Source organism: Klebsiella sp. PK18, assembly GCF_057784655.1.
Genome location: NZ_CM173493.1, coordinates 4,952,830 through 4,969,844 on the forward strand (window position 1 = coordinate 4,952,830; position 17,015 = coordinate 4,969,844).

Below are 17,015 nucleotides of genomic sequence, written 5' to 3' on the forward strand. Positions count from 1 at the left end.
CGCATCGAGTAATCTGTATCAGAGCTGAAAATCGTCTCAAATCCGCCAAAACAGCTTCGGCGTTGTAAGGTTAAGCCTCACGGTTCATTAGTACCGGTTAGCTCAACGCATCGCTGCGCTTACACACCCGGCCTATCAACGTCGTCGTCTTCAACGTTCCTTCAGGAGACTTATAGTCTCAGGGAGAACTCATCTCGGGGCAAGTTTCGTGCTTAGATGCTTTCAGCACTTATCTCTTCCGCATTTAGCTACCGGGCAGTGCCATTGGCATGACAACCCGAACACCAGTGATGCGTCCACTCCGGTCCTCTCGTACTAGGAGCAGCCCCCCTCAATTCTCCAGCGCCCACGGCAGATAGGGACCGAACTGTCTCACGACGTTCTAAACCCAGCTCGCGTACCACTTTAAATGGCGAACAGCCATACCCTTGGGACCTACTTCAGCCCCAGGATGTGATGAGCCGACATCGAGGTGCCAAACACCGCCGTCGATATGAACTCTTGGGCGGTATCAGCCTGTTATCCCCGGAGTACCTTTTATCCGTTGAGCGATGGCCCTTCCATTCAGAACCACCGGATCACTATGACCTGCTTTCGCACCTGCTCGCGCCGTCACGCTCGCAGTCAAGCTAGCTTATGCCATTGCACTAACCTCCTGATGTCCGACCAGGATTAGCTAACCTTCGTGCTCCTCCGTTACTCTTTGGGAGGAGACCGCCCCAGTCAAACTACCCACCAGACACTGTCCGCAACCCCGGTCAGGGGCCTACGTTAGAACATCAAACATTAAAGGGTGGTATTTCAAGGTTGGCTCCACGCAGACTGGCGTCCACGCTTCAAAGCCTCCCACCTATCCTACACATCAAGGCTCAATGTTCAGTGTCAAGCTATAGTAAAGGTTCACGGGGTCTTTCCGTCTTGCCGCGGGTACACTGCATCTTCACAGCGAGTTCAATTTCACTGAGTCTCGGGTGGAGACAGCCTGGCCATCATTACGCCATTCGTGCAGGTCGGAACTTACCCGACAAGGAATTTCGCTACCTTAGGACCGTTATAGTTACGGCCGCCGTTTACCGGGGCTTCGATCAAGAGCTTCTCCTTACGGATAACCCCATCAATTAACCTTCCGGCACCGGGCAGGCGTCACACCGTATACGTCCACTTTCGTGTTTGCACAGTGCTGTGTTTTTAATAAACAGTTGCAGCCAGCTGGTATCTTCGACTGGTCTCAGCTCCATCCGCAGGGACTTCACCTACACACCAGCGTGCCTTCTCCCGAAGTTACGGCACCATTTTGCCTAGTTCCTTCACCCGAGTTCTCTCAAGCGCCTTGGTATTCTCTACCTGACCACCTGTGTCGGTTTGGGGTACGATTTAATGTTACCTGATGCTTAGAGGCTTTTCCTGGAAGCAGGGCATTTGTTACTTCAGCACCGTAGTGCCTCGTCATCACACCTCAGCGTTAAAAGGTACCGGATTTACCTGGAACCTCCGCCTACATGCTTAAACCGGGACAACCGTCGCCCGGCTAACATAGCCTTCTCCGTCCCCCCTTCGCAGTAACACCAAGTACAGGAATATTAACCTGTTTCCCATCGACTACGCCTTTCGGCCTCGCCTTAGGGGTCGACTCACCCTGCCCCGATTAACGTTGGACAGGAACCCTTGGTCTTCCGGCGAGCGGGCTTTTCACCCGCTTTATCGTTACTTATGTCAGCATTCGCACTTCTGATACCTCCAGCAACCCTCACAGGCCACCTTCGCAGGCTTACAGAACGCTCCCCTACCCAACAACACATAGTGTCGCTGCCGCAGCTTCGGTGCATGGTTTAGCCCCGTTACATCTTCCGCGCAGGCCGACTCGACCAGTGAGCTATTACGCTTTCTTTAAATGATGGCTGCTTCTAAGCCAACATCCTGGCTGTCTGTGCCTTCCCACATCGTTTCCCACTTAACCATGACTTTGGGACCTTAGCTGGCGGTCTGGGTTGTTTCCCTCTTCACGACGGACGTTAGCACCCGCCGTGTGTCTCCCGTGATAACATTCTTCGGTATTCGTAGTTTGCATCGGGTTGGTAAGTCGGGATGACCCCCTAGCCGAAACAGTGCTCTACCCCCGAAGATGAATTCACGAGGCGCTACCTAAATAGCTTTCGGGGAGAACCAGCTATCTCCCGGTTTGATTGGCCTTTCACCCCCAGCCACAAGTCATCCGCTAATTTTTCAACATTAGTCGGTTCGGTCCTCCAGTTAGTGTTACCCAACCTTCAACCTGCCCATGGCTAGATCACCGGGTTTCGGGTCTATACCCTGCAACTTAACGCCCAGTTAAGACTCGGTTTCCCTGCGGCTCCCCTATACGGTTAACCTTGCTACAGAATATAAGTCGCTGACCCATTATACAAAAGGTACGCAGTCACACCCGAAGGTGCTCCCACTGCTTGTACGTACACGGTTTCAGGTTCTTTTTCACTCCCCTCGCCGGGGTTCTTTTCGCCTTTCCCTCACGGTACTGGTTCACTATCGGTCAGTCAGGAGTATTTAGCCTTGGAGGATGGTCCCCCCATATTCAGACAGGATACCACGTGTCCCGCCCTACTCTTCGAGTTCACAGCCTGTGCATTTTGGTGTACGGGACTATCACCCTGTACCGTCGGACTTTCCAGACCGTTCCACTAACACACAAGCTGATTCAGACTCTGGGCTGCTCCCCGTTCGCTCGCCGCTACTGGGGGAATCTCGGTTGATTTCTTTTCCTCGGGGTACTTAGATGTTTCAGTTCCCCCGGTTCGCCTCGTTAACCTATGTATTCAGTTAACGATAGTGTGACGAATCACACTGGGTTTCCCCATTCGGACATCGCCGGCTGTAACGGTTCATATCACCTTACCGACGCTTTTCGCAGATTAGCACGTCCTTCATCGCCTCTGACTGCCAGGGCATCCACCGTGTACGCTTAGTCGCTTAACCTCACAACCCGAAGATGTTTCGTAAAACACCATCGTGTCGCGAAAATTTGAGAGACTCGAACACACTTAAACAGTGTGTCGTTTCAATTTTCAGCTTGATCCAGATTTTTAAAGAGCAAATATCTCAAACGTCACCCGAAGATGAGTTTTGAGATATATCGGCACGCGTCTTTCACTCACGAACCAGCAAGTGGCGTCCCCTAGGGGATTCGAACCCCTGTTACCGCCGTGAAAGGGCGGTGTCCTGGGCCTCTAGACGAAGGGGACACTGAAGTCTCAATCGCAAGACGCCTTGCTTCTTTACTTTCATCAGACAATCTGTGTGAGCACTACAAAGGCAGGTTCTTTAAGGTAAGGAGGTGATCCAACCGCAGGTTCCCCTACGGTTACCTTGTTACGACTTCACCCCAGTCATGAATCACAAAGTGGTAAGCGCCCTCCCGAAGGTTAAGCTACCTACTTCTTTTGCAACCCACTCCCATGGTGTGACGGGCGGTGTGTACAAGGCCCGGGAACGTATTCACCGTAGCATTCTGATCTACGATTACTAGCGATTCCGACTTCATGGAGTCGAGTTGCAGACTCCAATCCGGACTACGACATACTTTATGAGGTCCGCTTGCTCTCGCGAGGTCGCTTCTCTTTGTATATGCCATTGTAGCACGTGTGTAGCCCTGGTCGTAAGGGCCATGATGACTTGACGTCATCCCCACCTTCCTCCAGTTTATCACTGGCAGTCTCCTTTGAGTTCCCGGCCTAACCGCTGGCAACAAAGGATAAGGGTTGCGCTCGTTGCGGGACTTAACCCAACATTTCACAACACGAGCTGACGACAGCCATGCAGCACCTGTCTCACAGTTCCCGAAGGCACCAATCCATCTCTGGAAAGTTCTGTGGATGTCAAGACCAGGTAAGGTTCTTCGCGTTGCATCGAATTAAACCACATGCTCCACCGCTTGTGCGGGCCCCCGTCAATTCATTTGAGTTTTAACCTTGCGGCCGTACTCCCCAGGCGGTCGATTTAACGCGTTAGCTCCGGAAGCCACGCCTCAAGGGCACAACCTCCAAATCGACATCGTTTACAGCGTGGACTACCAGGGTATCTAATCCTGTTTGCTCCCCACGCTTTCGCACCTGAGCGTCAGTCTTTGTCCAGGGGGCCGCCTTCGCCACCGGTATTCCTCCAGATCTCTACGCATTTCACCGCTACACCTGGAATTCTACCCCCCTCTACAAGACTCTAGCCTGCCAGTTTCGAATGCAGTTCCCAGGTTGAGCCCGGGGATTTCACATCCGACTTGACAGACCGCCTGCGTGCGCTTTACGCCCAGTAATTCCGATTAACGCTTGCACCCTCCGTATTACCGCGGCTGCTGGCACGGAGTTAGCCGGTGCTTCTTCTGCGGGTAACGTCAATCGATGAGGTTATTAACCTCACCGCCTTCCTCCCCGCTGAAAGTGCTTTACAACCCGAAGGCCTTCTTCACACACGCGGCATGGCTGCATCAGGCTTGCGCCCATTGTGCAATATTCCCCACTGCTGCCTCCCGTAGGAGTCTGGACCGTGTCTCAGTTCCAGTGTGGCTGGTCATCCTCTCAGACCAGCTAGGGATCGTCGCCTAGGTGAGCCGTTACCCCACCTACCAGCTAATCCCATCTGGGCACATCTGATGGCATGAGGCCCGAAGGTCCCCCACTTTGGTCTTGCGACGTTATGCGGTATTAGCTACCGTTTCCAGTAGTTATCCCCCTCCATCAGGCAGTTTCCCAGACATTACTCACCCGTCCGCCGCTCGTCACCCGAGAGCAAGCTCTCTGTGCTACCGCTCGACTTGCATGTGTTAGGCCTGCCGCCAGCGTTCAATCTGAGCCATGATCAAACTCTTCAATTTAAGTTTGATGCTCGTGAATTAAACTTCGTAATGAATTACGTATGTTCACTCAGAGACTTGGTATTCATTTTTCGTCCGAGGACGTTAAGAATCCATGTCACTTTGAGTGCCCACACAGATTGTCTGATAAATTGTTAAAGAGCAGTTGCGACGCGCTTTAGCGCTCTGTCGCGAGGTGGCGTATATTACGCTTTCCTCTTTCAGAGTCAACCCTGAATTTCAGGATTTTTCTCTTCAACCGAACTGGCTGTTTGTGTGAAGTGATTCACATCTGCCGTGTCAGTGGGAGCGCATTATAGGGAGTTCGCCGGAAGTAGCAAGCGTTAAAATAGAAAAATCTTATCGACCGCTCATTATTTGAACTTTTCGCTTATTCATCTTCTTACCATTCAAGGCGCCATCCCAGTGTTCATGCGGCCTGCAGCGCCGTTTACGCTAAGATCGTTTTTTGGCAAAAATGTGATTTTTCTCTCTTACCCAACGCCATTATCGCGCCGATGGTGAATTAAGCACCACTCTTGACCCACGACAAAGCGCCCACCTGGCCCCCGTTTCTATAATCAGGCCCGTTTCTTCTTACTGGTAATAATCGATGGCTTATCAACTCAACATTAACTGGCCCGAGTTTTTAGAGAAGTACTGGCAAAAACAGCCGGTGGTATTAAAAAACGCGTTTCCGGACTTCGTCGACCCGATTACCCCGGACGAGCTGGCCGGATTAGCCATGGAGCCGGAAGTCGACAGCCGACTGGTCAGCCTGACCAACGGCAAATGGCAGGCCAGCAATGGTCCTTTTGAACATTTTGACGGGCTGGGCGAAACCGGCTGGTCGCTGCTGGCCCAGGCGGTAAACCACTGGCATATGCCCGCCGCCGAGCTGGTGCGCCCGTTCCGCGTACTGCCGGACTGGCGTCTGGACGACCTGATGATCTCCTTCTCCGTCCCCGGCGGCGGCGTCGGCCCGCATATCGATCAGTATGACGTCTTTATTATTCAGGGCATGGGCAGCCGCCGCTGGCGCGTGGGCGATAAGCTGCCGATGCGTCAGTTCTGCCCGCATCCGGCACTGCTGCACGTCGATCCGTTCCCGCCGATCATTGATGAAGATCTGCAGCCGGGCGATATCCTCTATATTCCACCAGGATTCCCGCACGATGGCGTGACCCACGAAACCGCGCTGAACTACTCCGTCGGCTTCCGCGGGCCAAACGGTCGCGACCTGATCAGCAGCTTCGCCGACTATGTGCTGGAGAACGATCTTGGCGGCGAACACTACAGCGATCCGGACCTCACCTGCCGCGAGCATCCGGGCCGGGTGGAGGAGTATGAACTCGAACGTCTGCGCACCATGATGATCGACATGATTCGCCAGCCGGAAGACTTCAAGCAGTGGTTCGGCAGTTTCGTCACCACCCCGCGTCACGAGCTGGATATTGCGCCGGCGGAACCACCGTATGAAGAAGAGGAAGTGGTCGATGCGCTGCTGGGCGGCGAAAAGCTCTCCCGCCTGAGCGGCCTGCGCGTTCTGCATATCGGCGACAGCTTCTTCGTGCATAGCGAACAGCTGGACACTACCGATGCCAAAGCGCTGGATGCGCTGTGCCGCTATACCTCATTAGGTCAGGAAGAGCTCGGCAGCGGCCTGCAGAATCCGGCGTTCGTGAGCGAACTGACGCGGCTGATTAATCAGGGCTACTGGTACTTCGAAGAGTAAGAGAGCGGCAATACTGCGGGCGGCCGCCTGGCGCTGCCCGCTGACTTTCAGCCGTTATTGCGTCTATTTCGGCAGCACGATAATAAAACGCGTAGAGCGCAGATCGGACTGCACCGCTACGCTGCCGTGGTGGGCGCTGACGATGGATTTCACAATCGCCAGGCCGATACCGCTGCCCTCGCCTTTGCGCTGACGCGAGGGGTCGACGCGATAGAAACGGTCAAACAGCCGCGGCAGATGCTCGGCGGCAATCGGCGTACCGGGATTCTCCACCACCAGACGGATCGTCTCGGCGCTTTCGCTCAACTGGATGGTCACCGCCTGGCCGGCCGGCGTGTAGCGGATCGCATTCGACAGCAGGTTGCTGATCGCTCGCCGCAGCATCAGCGGATCGCCCGTCACCCGGCAGTGGCTACCGACAAAGCGCAGCGCCACCGCCTTCTCTTCCGCCCACGCTTCAAAGAACTCAAACACCTTATGCACTTCCTCGGGCAGATCCAGCGCCCGTTGTTCGGGGATCAGTTGGTTATTATCCGCCTGGGCGAGGAACAGCATATCGCTGACCATCCGTGACATCCGCGAGAACTCTTCAAGATTGGAATAGAGCACCTCTTCCAGCTCCTGCTGGCTGCGGCTCTGGCTTAAGGCGATTTCAGTTTGCGTCACCAGGTTAGTAATCGGCGTGCGGATTTCATGGGCGATATCGGCGGAGAAGTTGGACTGGCGGGTAAAGACATCCTCTATGCGCTCCAGCATATGGTTAAACGACAGCGCCAGCCGCTCCAGCTCGATAGGCACGGCCTGCGGGTCAAGGCGCACGTCGAGATCCCGCGAGGTAATATTCTGGATCTGGCGACTGATCTGGCGGATGGGCTTATGCCCCTGATAGACCACAAACAGCACGATGGCGATGATCAGCAAACTGATTATCGTCGCCGCGGAAATCAGCTTCGCTTTCAGCTCATTAATATAGTGCAGGTGAAAATCGATGGATAAGGCCATTAGCAGGTGGTACGCCGGTTTGCCGTCCGCCTGCTTGCCCAGCGGCAGCATGATCAGCCGCCAGGCGCGGGTCTCCATTGGATGATTATCATGAACCATCTTTCGCGGCTGCGGGTCAGTCCATGAAATCACATTCCCGTCGCGCAGCTGCATCGCCAGCCCCGGCGTACTCAGCATATGGCTGAGATCCGGCCCGTCGGGCGACTGAAACAGAATATTGCCCTGGCCGTCGTCCAGACAGATAAAGACGTTGGCGTAACCCGCAATGATATTCCTCACGATCTCCAACCGCCGCGCCTGCGGGTAGTCAGCGTGGTCGAGGACCGTCTCCAGGGTGGTGCTGAGCTGCCTGAGATCGTGAACGTCGCGCTCTTCAAAGTGGGCCTTCACCGAATGGATCATGATCCAGGTGAAGGCAAAGAAAGCGATGATGGTGGCGAGGCTGATAAAGAAGGTCAGCCGGGTGGCCAGGGAAAAGGGGCGCTTAGCGGCCATCCGGCACCTCAAGCATATAGCCGACGCCGCGCACGGTCTGGATAAGCTTCGGCTCGAAGTCGTTATCGATTTTGGCGCGCAGCCGCTTCACCGCCACGTCGATGGCGTTAGTGTCGCTGTCGAAATTCATATCCCAGACCTGCGAGGCAATTAACGAACGCGGCAGCACCTCGCCCTGATGGCGCAGGAAGAACTCCAGCAGAGTGAATTCCTTACTGGTCAGGGTGATACGCGTCGCGCCGCGCGTCACCTTGCGGCTGACCAAATCGACGCTGAGATCCGCCGCCTGAAACTGGCTTTCGACGATGACCGCCGCTCCACGGCGCAGCAGGGTCCGCACTCGCGCCAGCAGCTCCGCAAAAGCAAATGGCTTCACCAGATAGTCGTCGGCGCCCAGTTCCAGGCCCTTCACCCGATGCTCAATAGTGCCAAGCGCGGTGAGCAGCAGGATCGGCATGCCTTTATTGGCGGCGCGCAGCATGCGGACGATATCCCAGCCGTTCACATCCGGCAGCATGATGTCGAGGATCAGCAGATCGTAATCGCTGGTCATCGCCAGGTGATAGCCGTTAAGGCCGTTATCGGCCAGGTCGACGACGAAGCCGGCCTCGGTGAGCCCTTTGGTCAGGTACTCTCCGGTTTTCTTCTCATCTTCGACAATCAAAATCTTCACGGCAGGCTCCTTCACGCGCGTTCTGTGCGGGTATTCAATTTTAGAGAAGCGACTCCGGATAGCAATGAAATATCAGGAAAATGACAGCTTTGTCATTTTCCTGTCACGCGTTGAACAGAGCCCGCTACGTAAAGTAGCCGCCATGGATAAATCGTCGAAACCGTCTGCCGCCATGCGTTCAATACAGCTACTTACCCTCAGCGTGATATTTGCCTTAACCGGCTGTCTGTCGCTTGCTCCGGACTACCAGCGCCCCGCCGCGCCGGTGCCGCAGCAGTTCTCACTCAGCCAGAACAGACTGGTTACCGCGACAGCGGGCTATCAGGAGACCGGCTGGCGCACCTTTTTCGTCGACCCGCAGGTGAAAAGCCTGATTAGCACCGCGCTGGCCAACAACCGCGACCTGCGGATGGCGACGCTGAAAGTGCAGGAAGCTCGCGCCCAGTACCGGGTTACCGACGCCGACCGCTCCCCGCAATTGAACGGTGACGGCAGCACCACCTATGGCGGCAAGCTTAAAGGCGACACCACCACCAGCAGCGATTATGCCGCCGGCCTGAATCTCAGCTATGACCTCGACTTCTTTGACCGGTTGAAAAACCTCAGTGAGGCCGACCGGCAGAACTTCTTCGCCAGCGAAGAGGCCCGGCGTGCGGTGCATATCCTGTTGATTGCTAACGTTTCACAAAGCTACTTCAACCAGCGGCTGGCGGCAGCGCAGTTGCAGGTGGCCAACGACACCTTACAGAACTATCAGCAGTCTTACGCCTTCGTTGAAAAACAGCTGCTGACCGGAAGCACCACCGTGCTGGCGCTGGAGCAGGCGCGCGGGATGATCGAGAGCACCCGCGCCGATATCGCCAAACGTCAGGGCCAGCTGGCGCAGGCCAATAACGCCCTGCAGCTGCTGCTCGGCAGCTACCAGCATCTGCCGGACGATAGCGCCAGCAGCGCCATCGATCTGCAAGGCGTCACTCTGCCGCCGTCGCTCTCCTCAGCGATCCTGCTGCAGCGGCCCGATATTCTGGAAGCGGAACACAGCCTGCGGGCGGCCAACGCCAACATCGGCGCCGCGCGGGCGGCCTTCTTCCCGTCGATCACCCTGACCAGCTCGCTCTCCGGCAGCAGCAGCGAACTCTCCAGCCTGTTTAACGCCGGCAGCGCGATGTGGAACTTCATCCCCAAAATCGAACTGCCGATTTTCAACGCCGGGCGTAATCAGGCCAACCTCGATCTGGCGGAGATCCGCCAGCAGCAGCAGGTGGTCAACTATGAACAAAAAATTCAGTCCGCCTTTAAAGAGGTGGCCGACGCGCTGGCTCTGCGCCAGAGCCTGGCCGATCAGATTGCCGCCCAGGAGCGTTATCTCGCTTCGCTGAATATCACCCTGCAGCGCGCCAGCGCGCTCTATCGCCACGGCGCGGTCAGCTACATCGAAGTCCTGAGCGCCCAGCGCGACATTTTTACCACCCGACAAACCCTGCTGGAACTCAACTATTCCCGTCAGGCAAATGAAATCACCCTGTTCACCGCCCTCGGCGGCGGCTGGATGGAATAACCCAAGGAGTCCCGATCATGAATTCACTCTCTAAAGTCGCCCTGTTCACTCTGATTTCTGGCGCGGTGTTCGCCGTCCAGGCCGCCGACCCGCACGCCGGCATGGCAATGCATGAACAGCCCGCCGCCGCGCAGGCGCAAAGCATCAGCGGCAAAGGCGTCATTAAAGCTATTGATATGGATAGCAAAAAAATCACCATCGCACATGAGGCCATCCCGGCGGTGAACTGGCCGCCGATGACCATGCGCTTCACTATCACCCCGCAGACGCAGCTCAACAATGTGAAGGATGGCGACAGCGTGGACTTCACCTTCGTTCAGCAGGGCAACCTGTCGCTGCTGCAGGATATTCGCGCCAATTAATGGCCCGGCGACGGTAAGCCCCTCAACGACTAAATGGACGACACATGGCATCCCTGACACTGAAAAATACGGCGCTGATCCTCGGCAGCATGGTGATTGGCGGCGCGCTTACCGCGGCGCTGTATACCCGACTGACGCCGACCCACTCTGCCGCTCCGGCGGCCGAGCAGCAGCGTAAAGTGCTGTTCTGGTACGATCCGATGTACCCGAACACCCGCTTCGATAAACCGGGTAAATCGCCGTTTATGGATATGGATCTGGTGCCGAAATACGCCGATGAGGAAAGTACCGCCGCCGGTGCGCCGGGGGTGCGTATCGACCCGACGCAGACCCAGAATCTCGGCGTAAAAACCGCCGCGGTCACCCGCGGGCCGCTGCGCTACGCTCAGACCTTCCCGGCCAACATTAGCTATAACGAGTACCAGTATGTGATTATGCAGGCGCGGGCGGCGGGCTTTATCAATAAAGTCTATCCGTTGACCGTCGGCGACAAGGTGAAACAAGGCACGCCGCTCCTCGAGCTGACCATCCCTGACTGGGTGGAAGCGCAGAGCGAATATCTGTTGTTGCAGGAGACCGGGGGCACCGCCACCCAGGTCGAGGGGATCCTCGAGCGCCTGCGCCTCGCCGGAATGCCGGATGACGATATCCGCCGCCTGAAAACCACGCGTAAAATCCAGACCCGCTTTACCCTCAAAGCGCCGATCGATGGCGTTATTACCGCCTTCGATCTGCGTGCCGGAATGAACATCGCCAAAGATAATGTGGTGGCGAAAATCCAGGGTATGGACCCGGTGTGGGTCAGCGTGGCAGTCCCCGAGTCCATCGCCTGGCTGATTAAAGACGCCTCGCAGTTCGCCATTCAGGTTCCCGCCTGGCCGGGCAAAACTTTCAGCATCAGCAAATGGACCCTTCTCCCCAGCGTCGATAGCGCCACCCGCACCCTGCAGCTGCGCCTGCAGGTTAACAACCCGGATGAAGCGCTGAAGCCGGGGATGAATGCCTATCTGCAACTAACCAGTGAAAGCGAACCGATGCTGCTGATCCCGTCAAAAGCGCTGATCGACAGCGGCAGCGAGCAGCGAGTGATTACCGTGGATAATGAGGGCCGCTTCGTGCCGAAACGCGTGCAGGTATTCCATGAATCCGCCGGCGTCACGGCCATTCGCAGCGGGCTGCAGGAGGGTGAGAAAGTCGTCGCCAGCGGCCTGTTCCTGATCGACTCGGAAGCCAATATCTCCGGCGCGCTGGAGCGCATGCGCGCGCAGGCTCCTGATGTCACGGCTCCTGCCGCCCACGCGCACTGAGGAACGGAACCATGATTGAATGGATTATCCGCCGCTCGGTGGCCAACCGCTTTCTGGTGATGATGGGCGCGCTGTTTCTCAGCATCTGGGGGACCTGGACCATCGTCCATACCCCGGTGGACGCTCTGCCGGACCTCTCCGACGTACAGGTGATCGTCAAAACCAGCTACCCGGGGCAGGCGCCGCAGATCGTCGAAAACCAGGTCACCTGGCCGCTGACCACCACCATGCTGTCGGTACCCGGCGCCAAAACGGTACGCGGCTTCTCGCAATTCGGCGACTCTTACGTGTATGTGATTTTTGAAGACGGCACCGATCCTTACTGGGCGCGCTCGCGGGTGCTGGAGTATCTCAACCAGGTGCAGGGCAAACTTCCCGCCGGGGTCAGCGCCGAAATGGGCCCGGACGCCACCGGCGTCGGCTGGGTCTTCGAGTACGCGCTGGTCGACCGCAGCGGCAAGCACGACCTCGCCGAACTGCGCTCCCTGCAGGACTGGTTCTTAAAATATGAGCTGAAAACCATCCCTAACGTCTCGGAAGTGGCGTCGGTGGGCGGCGTGGTCAAGGAGTACCAGATTGTTGTCGACCCGATGAAGCTGACCCAGTACGGCATCAGCCTCGGCGAGGTGAAATCGGCGCTGGACGTCTCTAACCAGGAGGCGGGCGGCTCTTCCGTCGAACTGGCGGAAGCCGAATATATGGTGCGCGCCAGCGGCTACCTGCAGACGCTCGACGACTTCAAAAACATCGTGCTGAAAACCGGTGACAACGGTGTGCCGGTGTATCTCGGCGACGTCGCGCGGGTGCAGATTGGCCCGGAGATGCGCCGCGGTATCGCCGAGCTTAATGGCGAGGGCGAAGTCGCCGGCGGGGTGGTGATCCTGCGCTCCGGCAAGAACGCCCGCGAGGTGATCTCGGCGGTCAAAGCGAAGCTGGCGTCGCTGCAAAGCAGCCTGCCGGAAGGGGTTGAAGTGGTCACCACCTACGACCGCAGCCAGCTTATCGACCGCGCCATCGACAACCTCAGCCATAAGCTGCTGGAAGAGTTTATCGTCGTCGCGCTGGTCTGTGCCCTGTTTCTGTGGCACGTGCGCTCGGCGCTGGTGGCGATTATTTCGCTGCCGCTCGGCCTGTGCTTCGCCTTTATCATGATGCATTTCCAGGGGCTTAACGCCAACATCATGTCGCTGGGCGGGATCGCCATTGCGGTGGGGGCGATGGTCGATGCCGCCATCGTGATGATTGAGAACGCCCATAAGCGGCTGGAGGAGTGGGAACATCAGCACCCGGGAGAGAAGCTCAGCAACGACATCCGCTGGAAAATCATTACCGATGCCTCGGTGGAGGTCGGCCCGGCGCTGTTTATCAGCCTGCTGATCATTACTCTGTCGTTTATCCCGATTTTCACCCTCGAAGGCCAGGAGGGCAAACTGTTCGGTCCGCTGGCCTTCACCAAAACCTGGTCGATGGCCGGGGCGGCGCTGCTGGCGATCGTGGTGATCCCGATCCTGATGGGCTTCTGGATCCGCGGCAGGATCCCGGCGGAGAGCAGCAACCCGCTGAACCGCTTTTTGATCCGTATTTACCACCCGCTGCTGCTGAAGGTGCTGCACTGGCCGAAGACCACCCTGCTGATCGCGCTCCTGTCGATCCTGACGGTTATCTGGCCGCTTAACCGGGTCGGCGGCGAGTTTCTGCCGCAGATTAACGAAGGCGATCTGCTGTATATGCCGTCAACGCTGCCGGGGATCTCCGCTGCGCAGGCGGCGGATATGCTGCAGAAAACCGATAAGCTGATCATGACGGTGCCGGAAGTGGCCCGGGTGTTCGGCAAAACCGGCAAGGCCGAAACCGCTACCGACTCGGCGCCGCTGGAGATGGTAGAGACCACCATTCAGCTTAAGCCACAGGATCAGTGGCGACCGGGGATGACCATGGAAAAGATCGTCGAGGAGCTGGACAAGACCGTGCGCCTGCCGGGGCTGGCGAACCTGTGGGTGCCGCCGATCCGCAACCGCATCGACATGCTCTCCACCGGCATCAAGAGCCCGATTGGCATTAAAGTTTCCGGCACTAATCTGGCCGATATCGACGCCATCGCCGAACAAATTGAAGGGGTGGCGCGCAGCGTGCCGGGAGTCACGTCGGCATTAGCCGAGCGGCTGGTCGGTGGGCGCTACCTCAACATTGATATTCAGCGCGAGAAGGCGGCCCGCTACGGGATGACCGTCGGCGACGTGCAGCTGTTCGTCTCGTCCGCCATCGGCGGCGCGATGGTTGGCGAAACGGTAGAGGGCGTCGAGCGCTACCCGATCAACATCCGCTACCCGCAGAGCTATCGCGACAGCCCGGAGACCCTGCGCCAGCTGCCGATCCTCACGCCGCTGAAGCAGCAGATCGTCCTCGGCGACGTGGCTGAGGTGAAGGTGGTCACCGGACCATCCATGCTGAAGACCGAGAACGCCCGCCCGACCAGTTGGATCTACATCGACGCCCGCGACCGCGACATGGTGTCGGTAGTGCACGATCTGCAGCAGGCCATCGGCAAGGAGGTGAAGCTGAAGCCGGGCATCAGTGTGTCCTACTCCGGGCAGTTTGAGCTGCTGGAGCGCGCCAATCAGAAGCTGAAGCTGATGGTGCCGATGACGCTGATGATTATCTTCGTGCTGCTGTACCTGGCGTTCCGCCGCGTCGGCGAGGCGTTGTTGATTATCACCAGCGTGCCGTTCGCCCTCGTCGGCGGGATCTGGTTCCTCTACTGGATGGGGTTCCATTTGTCGGTAGCCACCGGGACCGGCTTTATCGCCCTGGCCGGGGTGGCGGCGGAGTTTGGCGTGGTGATGCTGATATACCTGCGCCATGCCATCGAGGCGGAGCCATCGCTGGATAACCCGCAGACCTTCAGCGTCGATAAGCTCGACGAGGCGCTGTACCAGGGGGCGGTGCTGCGCGTGCGGCCGAAGGCGATGACCGTGGCGGTGATTATCGCCGGCCTGTTGCCGATTTTATGGGGCACCGGCGCCGGGTCGGAAGTGATGAGTCGCATCGCCGCGCCGATGATTGGCGGGATGATCACCGCCCCGCTGCTGTCGCTGTTTATCATTCCGGCGGCATATAAGCTGATGTGGCTGTCCCGGCATCGGGGCAAGCGTAGCGAATAACCCGCCGCGTTTACGCCGGTCCGGGAAATTGGCTATAGTGGCGCCATTCTTCTGGCCGGCGTGAACGTCCCTATGAATCTGAACCTGGTGTGTTATTCCCTGCTGCTGCTCACCGCCGTGGGCAGCGCCCTGCTGCCCTACCCGCTGGCGATGTGGTTTTTACTGAGCAGCCTTCTGACATGGCTTATCTATGGCGCCGACAAGCTGGCGGCGCGCAAAGCCTGGCGACGGGTGCCGGAAACCACGCTGCTGGTGCTGGGCCTGGCGGGAGGCTGGCCGGGGGCCATCCTCGGCCAGCAGTGCTTTCGCCATAAAACGCAAAAGCAGCCCTTCCGGCGGTGGTTTTTCGTCAGCGTGGCGTTGAACGTGGCGGCGCTGGCCGGGCTGTACGTGGTTTATACCCACCTGCTCAGCCGCTAAGGGGCGAGGCTAGCGCGGCGTCTGGCGGATCCACACCAGGCGATCGACGTCAAAGCCCAGCTCGCGCGCGGTATTCAGGTAATCCTGCTTCACCGCCGCCGGAATGGTGGGGGTGCGCGACAGGATCCACAGATAGTCGCGGTTGGGGCCGCTGACCAGCGCGTACTGGTAGTCATCGTCCAGGCGGATCACGTTATAGCCGCCGTAGAATGGCCCGAAGAACGACACCTTCAGCGCCGCGGTGGTGGGGGCGCCGGTGAAGTAGGCTTTTCCGTCGCTCTCATTCCAGCGTTTTTTGACCGGGTCATAACCGCGATTGACGACGCTGATCCCCCCGTCGCTGCGGGTGCCGTAGGTGGCGGTCACCTGCTCCAGCCCTCGCTCGAAGCGATTTTCCAGGCGGGCGACCTCATACCATTTTCCGAGGTAACGGCTGGCGTCAAACCCGCTAATCGGCTGAACGCCCTTCGGCGGCGTGGGCGATTTGCAGGCCACCAGGGTTAACGCGATAGCAACGCCAGTGACAACAGGCCATAGCTTCATGAGAACTCCTTTCATTTACGCGGTAGGGGAAAGTGTAGTGCAAAGCCACTACACTTCACGCCAGCCGACGTGATTCGTAGTATATTGAGAATATTCTTTGTTAACAGGTGGCCTCCATGCCTTACTCCATCGGCGAATTTGCCCGACTATGCGGGATAAATGCGACCACGCTTCGCGCCTGGCAGCGCCGCTATGGCCTGCTCAAGCCGCTGCGCACCGATGGTGGTCACCGTCAGTACAGCGATGACGACGTCCAGCAGGCGCTGAAGATCCTCGACTGGGTGAAAAAAGGGGTACCAGTCAGCCAGGTGAAGCCCCTGTTGTCGCGCCCCGGCGCACGGCGCACCAACAACTGGCTGACGTTGCAGGAGACCATGCTGCAGAGGCTGAAAGAGGGAAAAATCGAGTCCCTGCGCCAGCTGATCTACGACGCCGGGCGCGAATATCCGCGCCAGGAGCTGGTCACCGAGGTGCTGCGTCCGCTGCGCAGCCAGGTCTCCGCCAACGTGCCGGCCATCATGACGCTGCGCGAAATTCTCGACGGCATCATCATCGCCTATACCTCGTTTTGCCTCGAAGGCGACAAGAAGGCGCCCGGGGACAACTTTCTGATCACCGGCTGGCACCTGACCGACGCCTGCGAAATCTGGCTTGAGGCGCTCAAACGTACCGGCCAGGGCCATCGCATCGACGTTCTGCCGGTGCCTCCCGCCGCCCTGGCGCCGGAGATTTTCCCCCAGCGCAACTGGCTGCTGGTCACCAGCGGCAAACTTTCCGCCGCCCGCCAGAGGCAGGTCGAACTCTGGCAGCAGCAGGTCGTCTCCCTCGAGGTAATTCCGCTCTAACTCCCTGTTTTCACTTACCCCCACTCTCTGTTCCGCCAGCGCCCGGTGGCGCGGCCGGCACACGCTTGCCCTTC

Annotated in this window: 10 protein-coding genes, 1 tRNA gene and 2 rRNA genes; 7 read left to right on the forward strand and 6 right to left on the reverse strand. The window is 58.0% G+C overall.

Features of this window, described 5'->3' with window-relative positions; all coding sequences use genetic code 11:
* Positions 1-66 precede the first annotated feature (66 nt).
* The 3 genes from AC3EMD_RS24360 to AC3EMD_RS24370 form a co-directional block, all read right to left on the reverse strand.
* Positions 67-2,970: ribosomal RNA gene (locus AC3EMD_RS24360) — 23S ribosomal RNA — on the reverse strand.
* Between the two features lie 190 nt (positions 2,971-3,160).
* Positions 3,161-3,236 (reverse strand) — tRNA-Glu (locus AC3EMD_RS24365).
* 85 nt (positions 3,237-3,321) lie between these two features.
* Positions 3,322-4,861, reverse strand: a 16S ribosomal RNA gene (locus AC3EMD_RS24370).
* The 16S and 23S rRNA genes sit together here with 1 tRNA gene alongside, the layout of an rRNA operon.
* 592 nt (positions 4,862-5,453) lie before the next feature.
* On the opposite strand from AC3EMD_RS24370, the gene AC3EMD_RS24375 reads away from it, so the two are divergent.
* Positions 5,454-6,575: a ribosomal protein uL16 3-hydroxylase gene (locus tag AC3EMD_RS24375; RefSeq protein WP_044650383.1), complete on the forward strand. Its 1,122-nt coding sequence runs from the start codon at positions 5,454-5,456 to the stop codon at positions 6,573-6,575.
* 63 nt (positions 6,576-6,638) lie between these two features.
* Here AC3EMD_RS24375 and AC3EMD_RS24380 read toward each other — a convergent pair whose 3' ends face one another.
* Complete coding sequence (locus tag AC3EMD_RS24380; RefSeq protein WP_302073814.1) at positions 6,639-8,072, reverse strand: Cu(+)/Ag(+) sensor histidine kinase; 1,434 nt, start codon at positions 8,070-8,072, stop codon at positions 6,639-6,641.
* Positions 8,062-8,745: a copper response regulator transcription factor CusR gene (cusR, locus tag AC3EMD_RS24385; RefSeq protein ID WP_008807068.1), complete on the reverse strand. Its 684-nt coding sequence runs from the start codon at positions 8,743-8,745 to the stop codon at positions 8,062-8,064. Before cusR ends, AC3EMD_RS24380 begins: the two co-directional genes overlap by 11 nt.
* Before the next feature lie 172 nt (positions 8,746-8,917).
* Here cusR and AC3EMD_RS24390 point away from each other — a divergent pair, with 172 nt between their 5' ends.
* The 5 genes from AC3EMD_RS24390 to AC3EMD_RS24410 all read left to right on the forward strand — a co-directional run bounded on the left by AC3EMD_RS24390 (position 8,918) and on the right by AC3EMD_RS24410 (position 15,553).
* The gene (locus AC3EMD_RS24390) at positions 8,918-10,303 is read left to right on the forward strand and encodes an efflux transporter outer membrane subunit (protein WP_032739045.1); all 1,386 of its coding nucleotides are present in this window, start codon (positions 8,918-8,920) and stop codon (positions 10,301-10,303) included.
* A gap of 17 nt (positions 10,304-10,320) precedes the next feature.
* Positions 10,321-10,665 (forward strand): cation efflux system protein CusF, encoded by a 345-nt coding sequence (gene cusF / locus AC3EMD_RS24395; RefSeq protein WP_032731860.1) that lies wholly within the window; start codon positions 10,321-10,323, stop codon positions 10,663-10,665.
* A 44-nt stretch (positions 10,666-10,709) separates the two neighbouring features.
* Positions 10,710-11,972: an efflux RND transporter periplasmic adaptor subunit gene (locus AC3EMD_RS24400; RefSeq protein ID WP_302073815.1), complete on the forward strand. Its 1,263-nt coding sequence runs from the start codon at positions 10,710-10,712 to the stop codon at positions 11,970-11,972.
* Between the two features lie 11 nt (positions 11,973-11,983).
* A complete protein-coding gene (locus AC3EMD_RS24405; RefSeq protein ID WP_302073816.1) occupies positions 11,984-15,133 on the forward strand; it encodes a CusA/CzcA family heavy metal efflux RND transporter in 3,150 nt (1,049 codons plus the stop codon).
* Between the two features lie 72 nt (positions 15,134-15,205).
* Positions 15,206-15,553, forward strand: coding sequence for a DUF1294 domain-containing protein (locus tag AC3EMD_RS24410; protein WP_008807073.1), 348 nt, complete (start codon positions 15,206-15,208; stop codon positions 15,551-15,553).
* 9 nt (positions 15,554-15,562) lie between these two features.
* On the opposite strand, the gene AC3EMD_RS24415 is transcribed toward AC3EMD_RS24410, so the two are convergent.
* Positions 15,563-16,096 (reverse strand): lipocalin family protein, encoded by a 534-nt coding sequence (locus tag AC3EMD_RS24415; RefSeq protein ID WP_009309842.1) that lies wholly within the window; start codon positions 16,094-16,096, stop codon positions 15,563-15,565.
* A 116-nt stretch (positions 16,097-16,212) separates the two neighbouring features.
* Here AC3EMD_RS24415 and AC3EMD_RS24420 point away from each other — a divergent pair, with 116 nt between their 5' ends.
* Positions 16,213-16,941, forward strand: a complete 729-nt coding sequence (locus tag AC3EMD_RS24420) for a MerR family transcriptional regulator (protein WP_008807075.1) — start codon at positions 16,213-16,215, stop codon at positions 16,939-16,941.
* The last annotated feature ends 74 nt before the right edge of the window (positions 16,942-17,015 follow it).

Coding starts and splice junctions, on each gene's coding strand:
- AC3EMD_RS24415 (WP_009309842.1), bottom strand. CDS start 16,096: ATGAAGCTATGGCCTGTTGTCACTGGCGTTGCTATCGCGTTAACCCTG.
- cusF (WP_032731860.1), top strand. CDS start 10,321: ATGAATTCACTCTCTAAAGTCGCCCTGTTCACTCTGATTTCTGGCGCG.
- AC3EMD_RS24380 (WP_302073814.1), bottom strand. CDS start 8,072: ATGGCCGCTAAGCGCCCCTTTTCCCTGGCCACCCGGCTGACCTTCTTT.
- AC3EMD_RS24405 (WP_302073816.1), top strand. CDS start 11,984: ATGATTGAATGGATTATCCGCCGCTCGGTGGCCAACCGCTTTCTGGTG.
- AC3EMD_RS24420 (WP_008807075.1), top strand. CDS start 16,213: ATGCCTTACTCCATCGGCGAATTTGCCCGACTATGCGGGATAAATGCG.
- AC3EMD_RS24410 (WP_008807073.1), top strand. CDS start 15,206: ATGAATCTGAACCTGGTGTGTTATTCCCTGCTGCTGCTCACCGCCGTG.
- AC3EMD_RS24375 (WP_044650383.1), top strand. CDS start 5,454: ATGGCTTATCAACTCAACATTAACTGGCCCGAGTTTTTAGAGAAGTAC.
- AC3EMD_RS24390 (WP_032739045.1), top strand. CDS start 8,918: ATGCGTTCAATACAGCTACTTACCCTCAGCGTGATATTTGCCTTAACC.
- AC3EMD_RS24400 (WP_302073815.1), top strand. CDS start 10,710: ATGGCATCCCTGACACTGAAAAATACGGCGCTGATCCTCGGCAGCATG.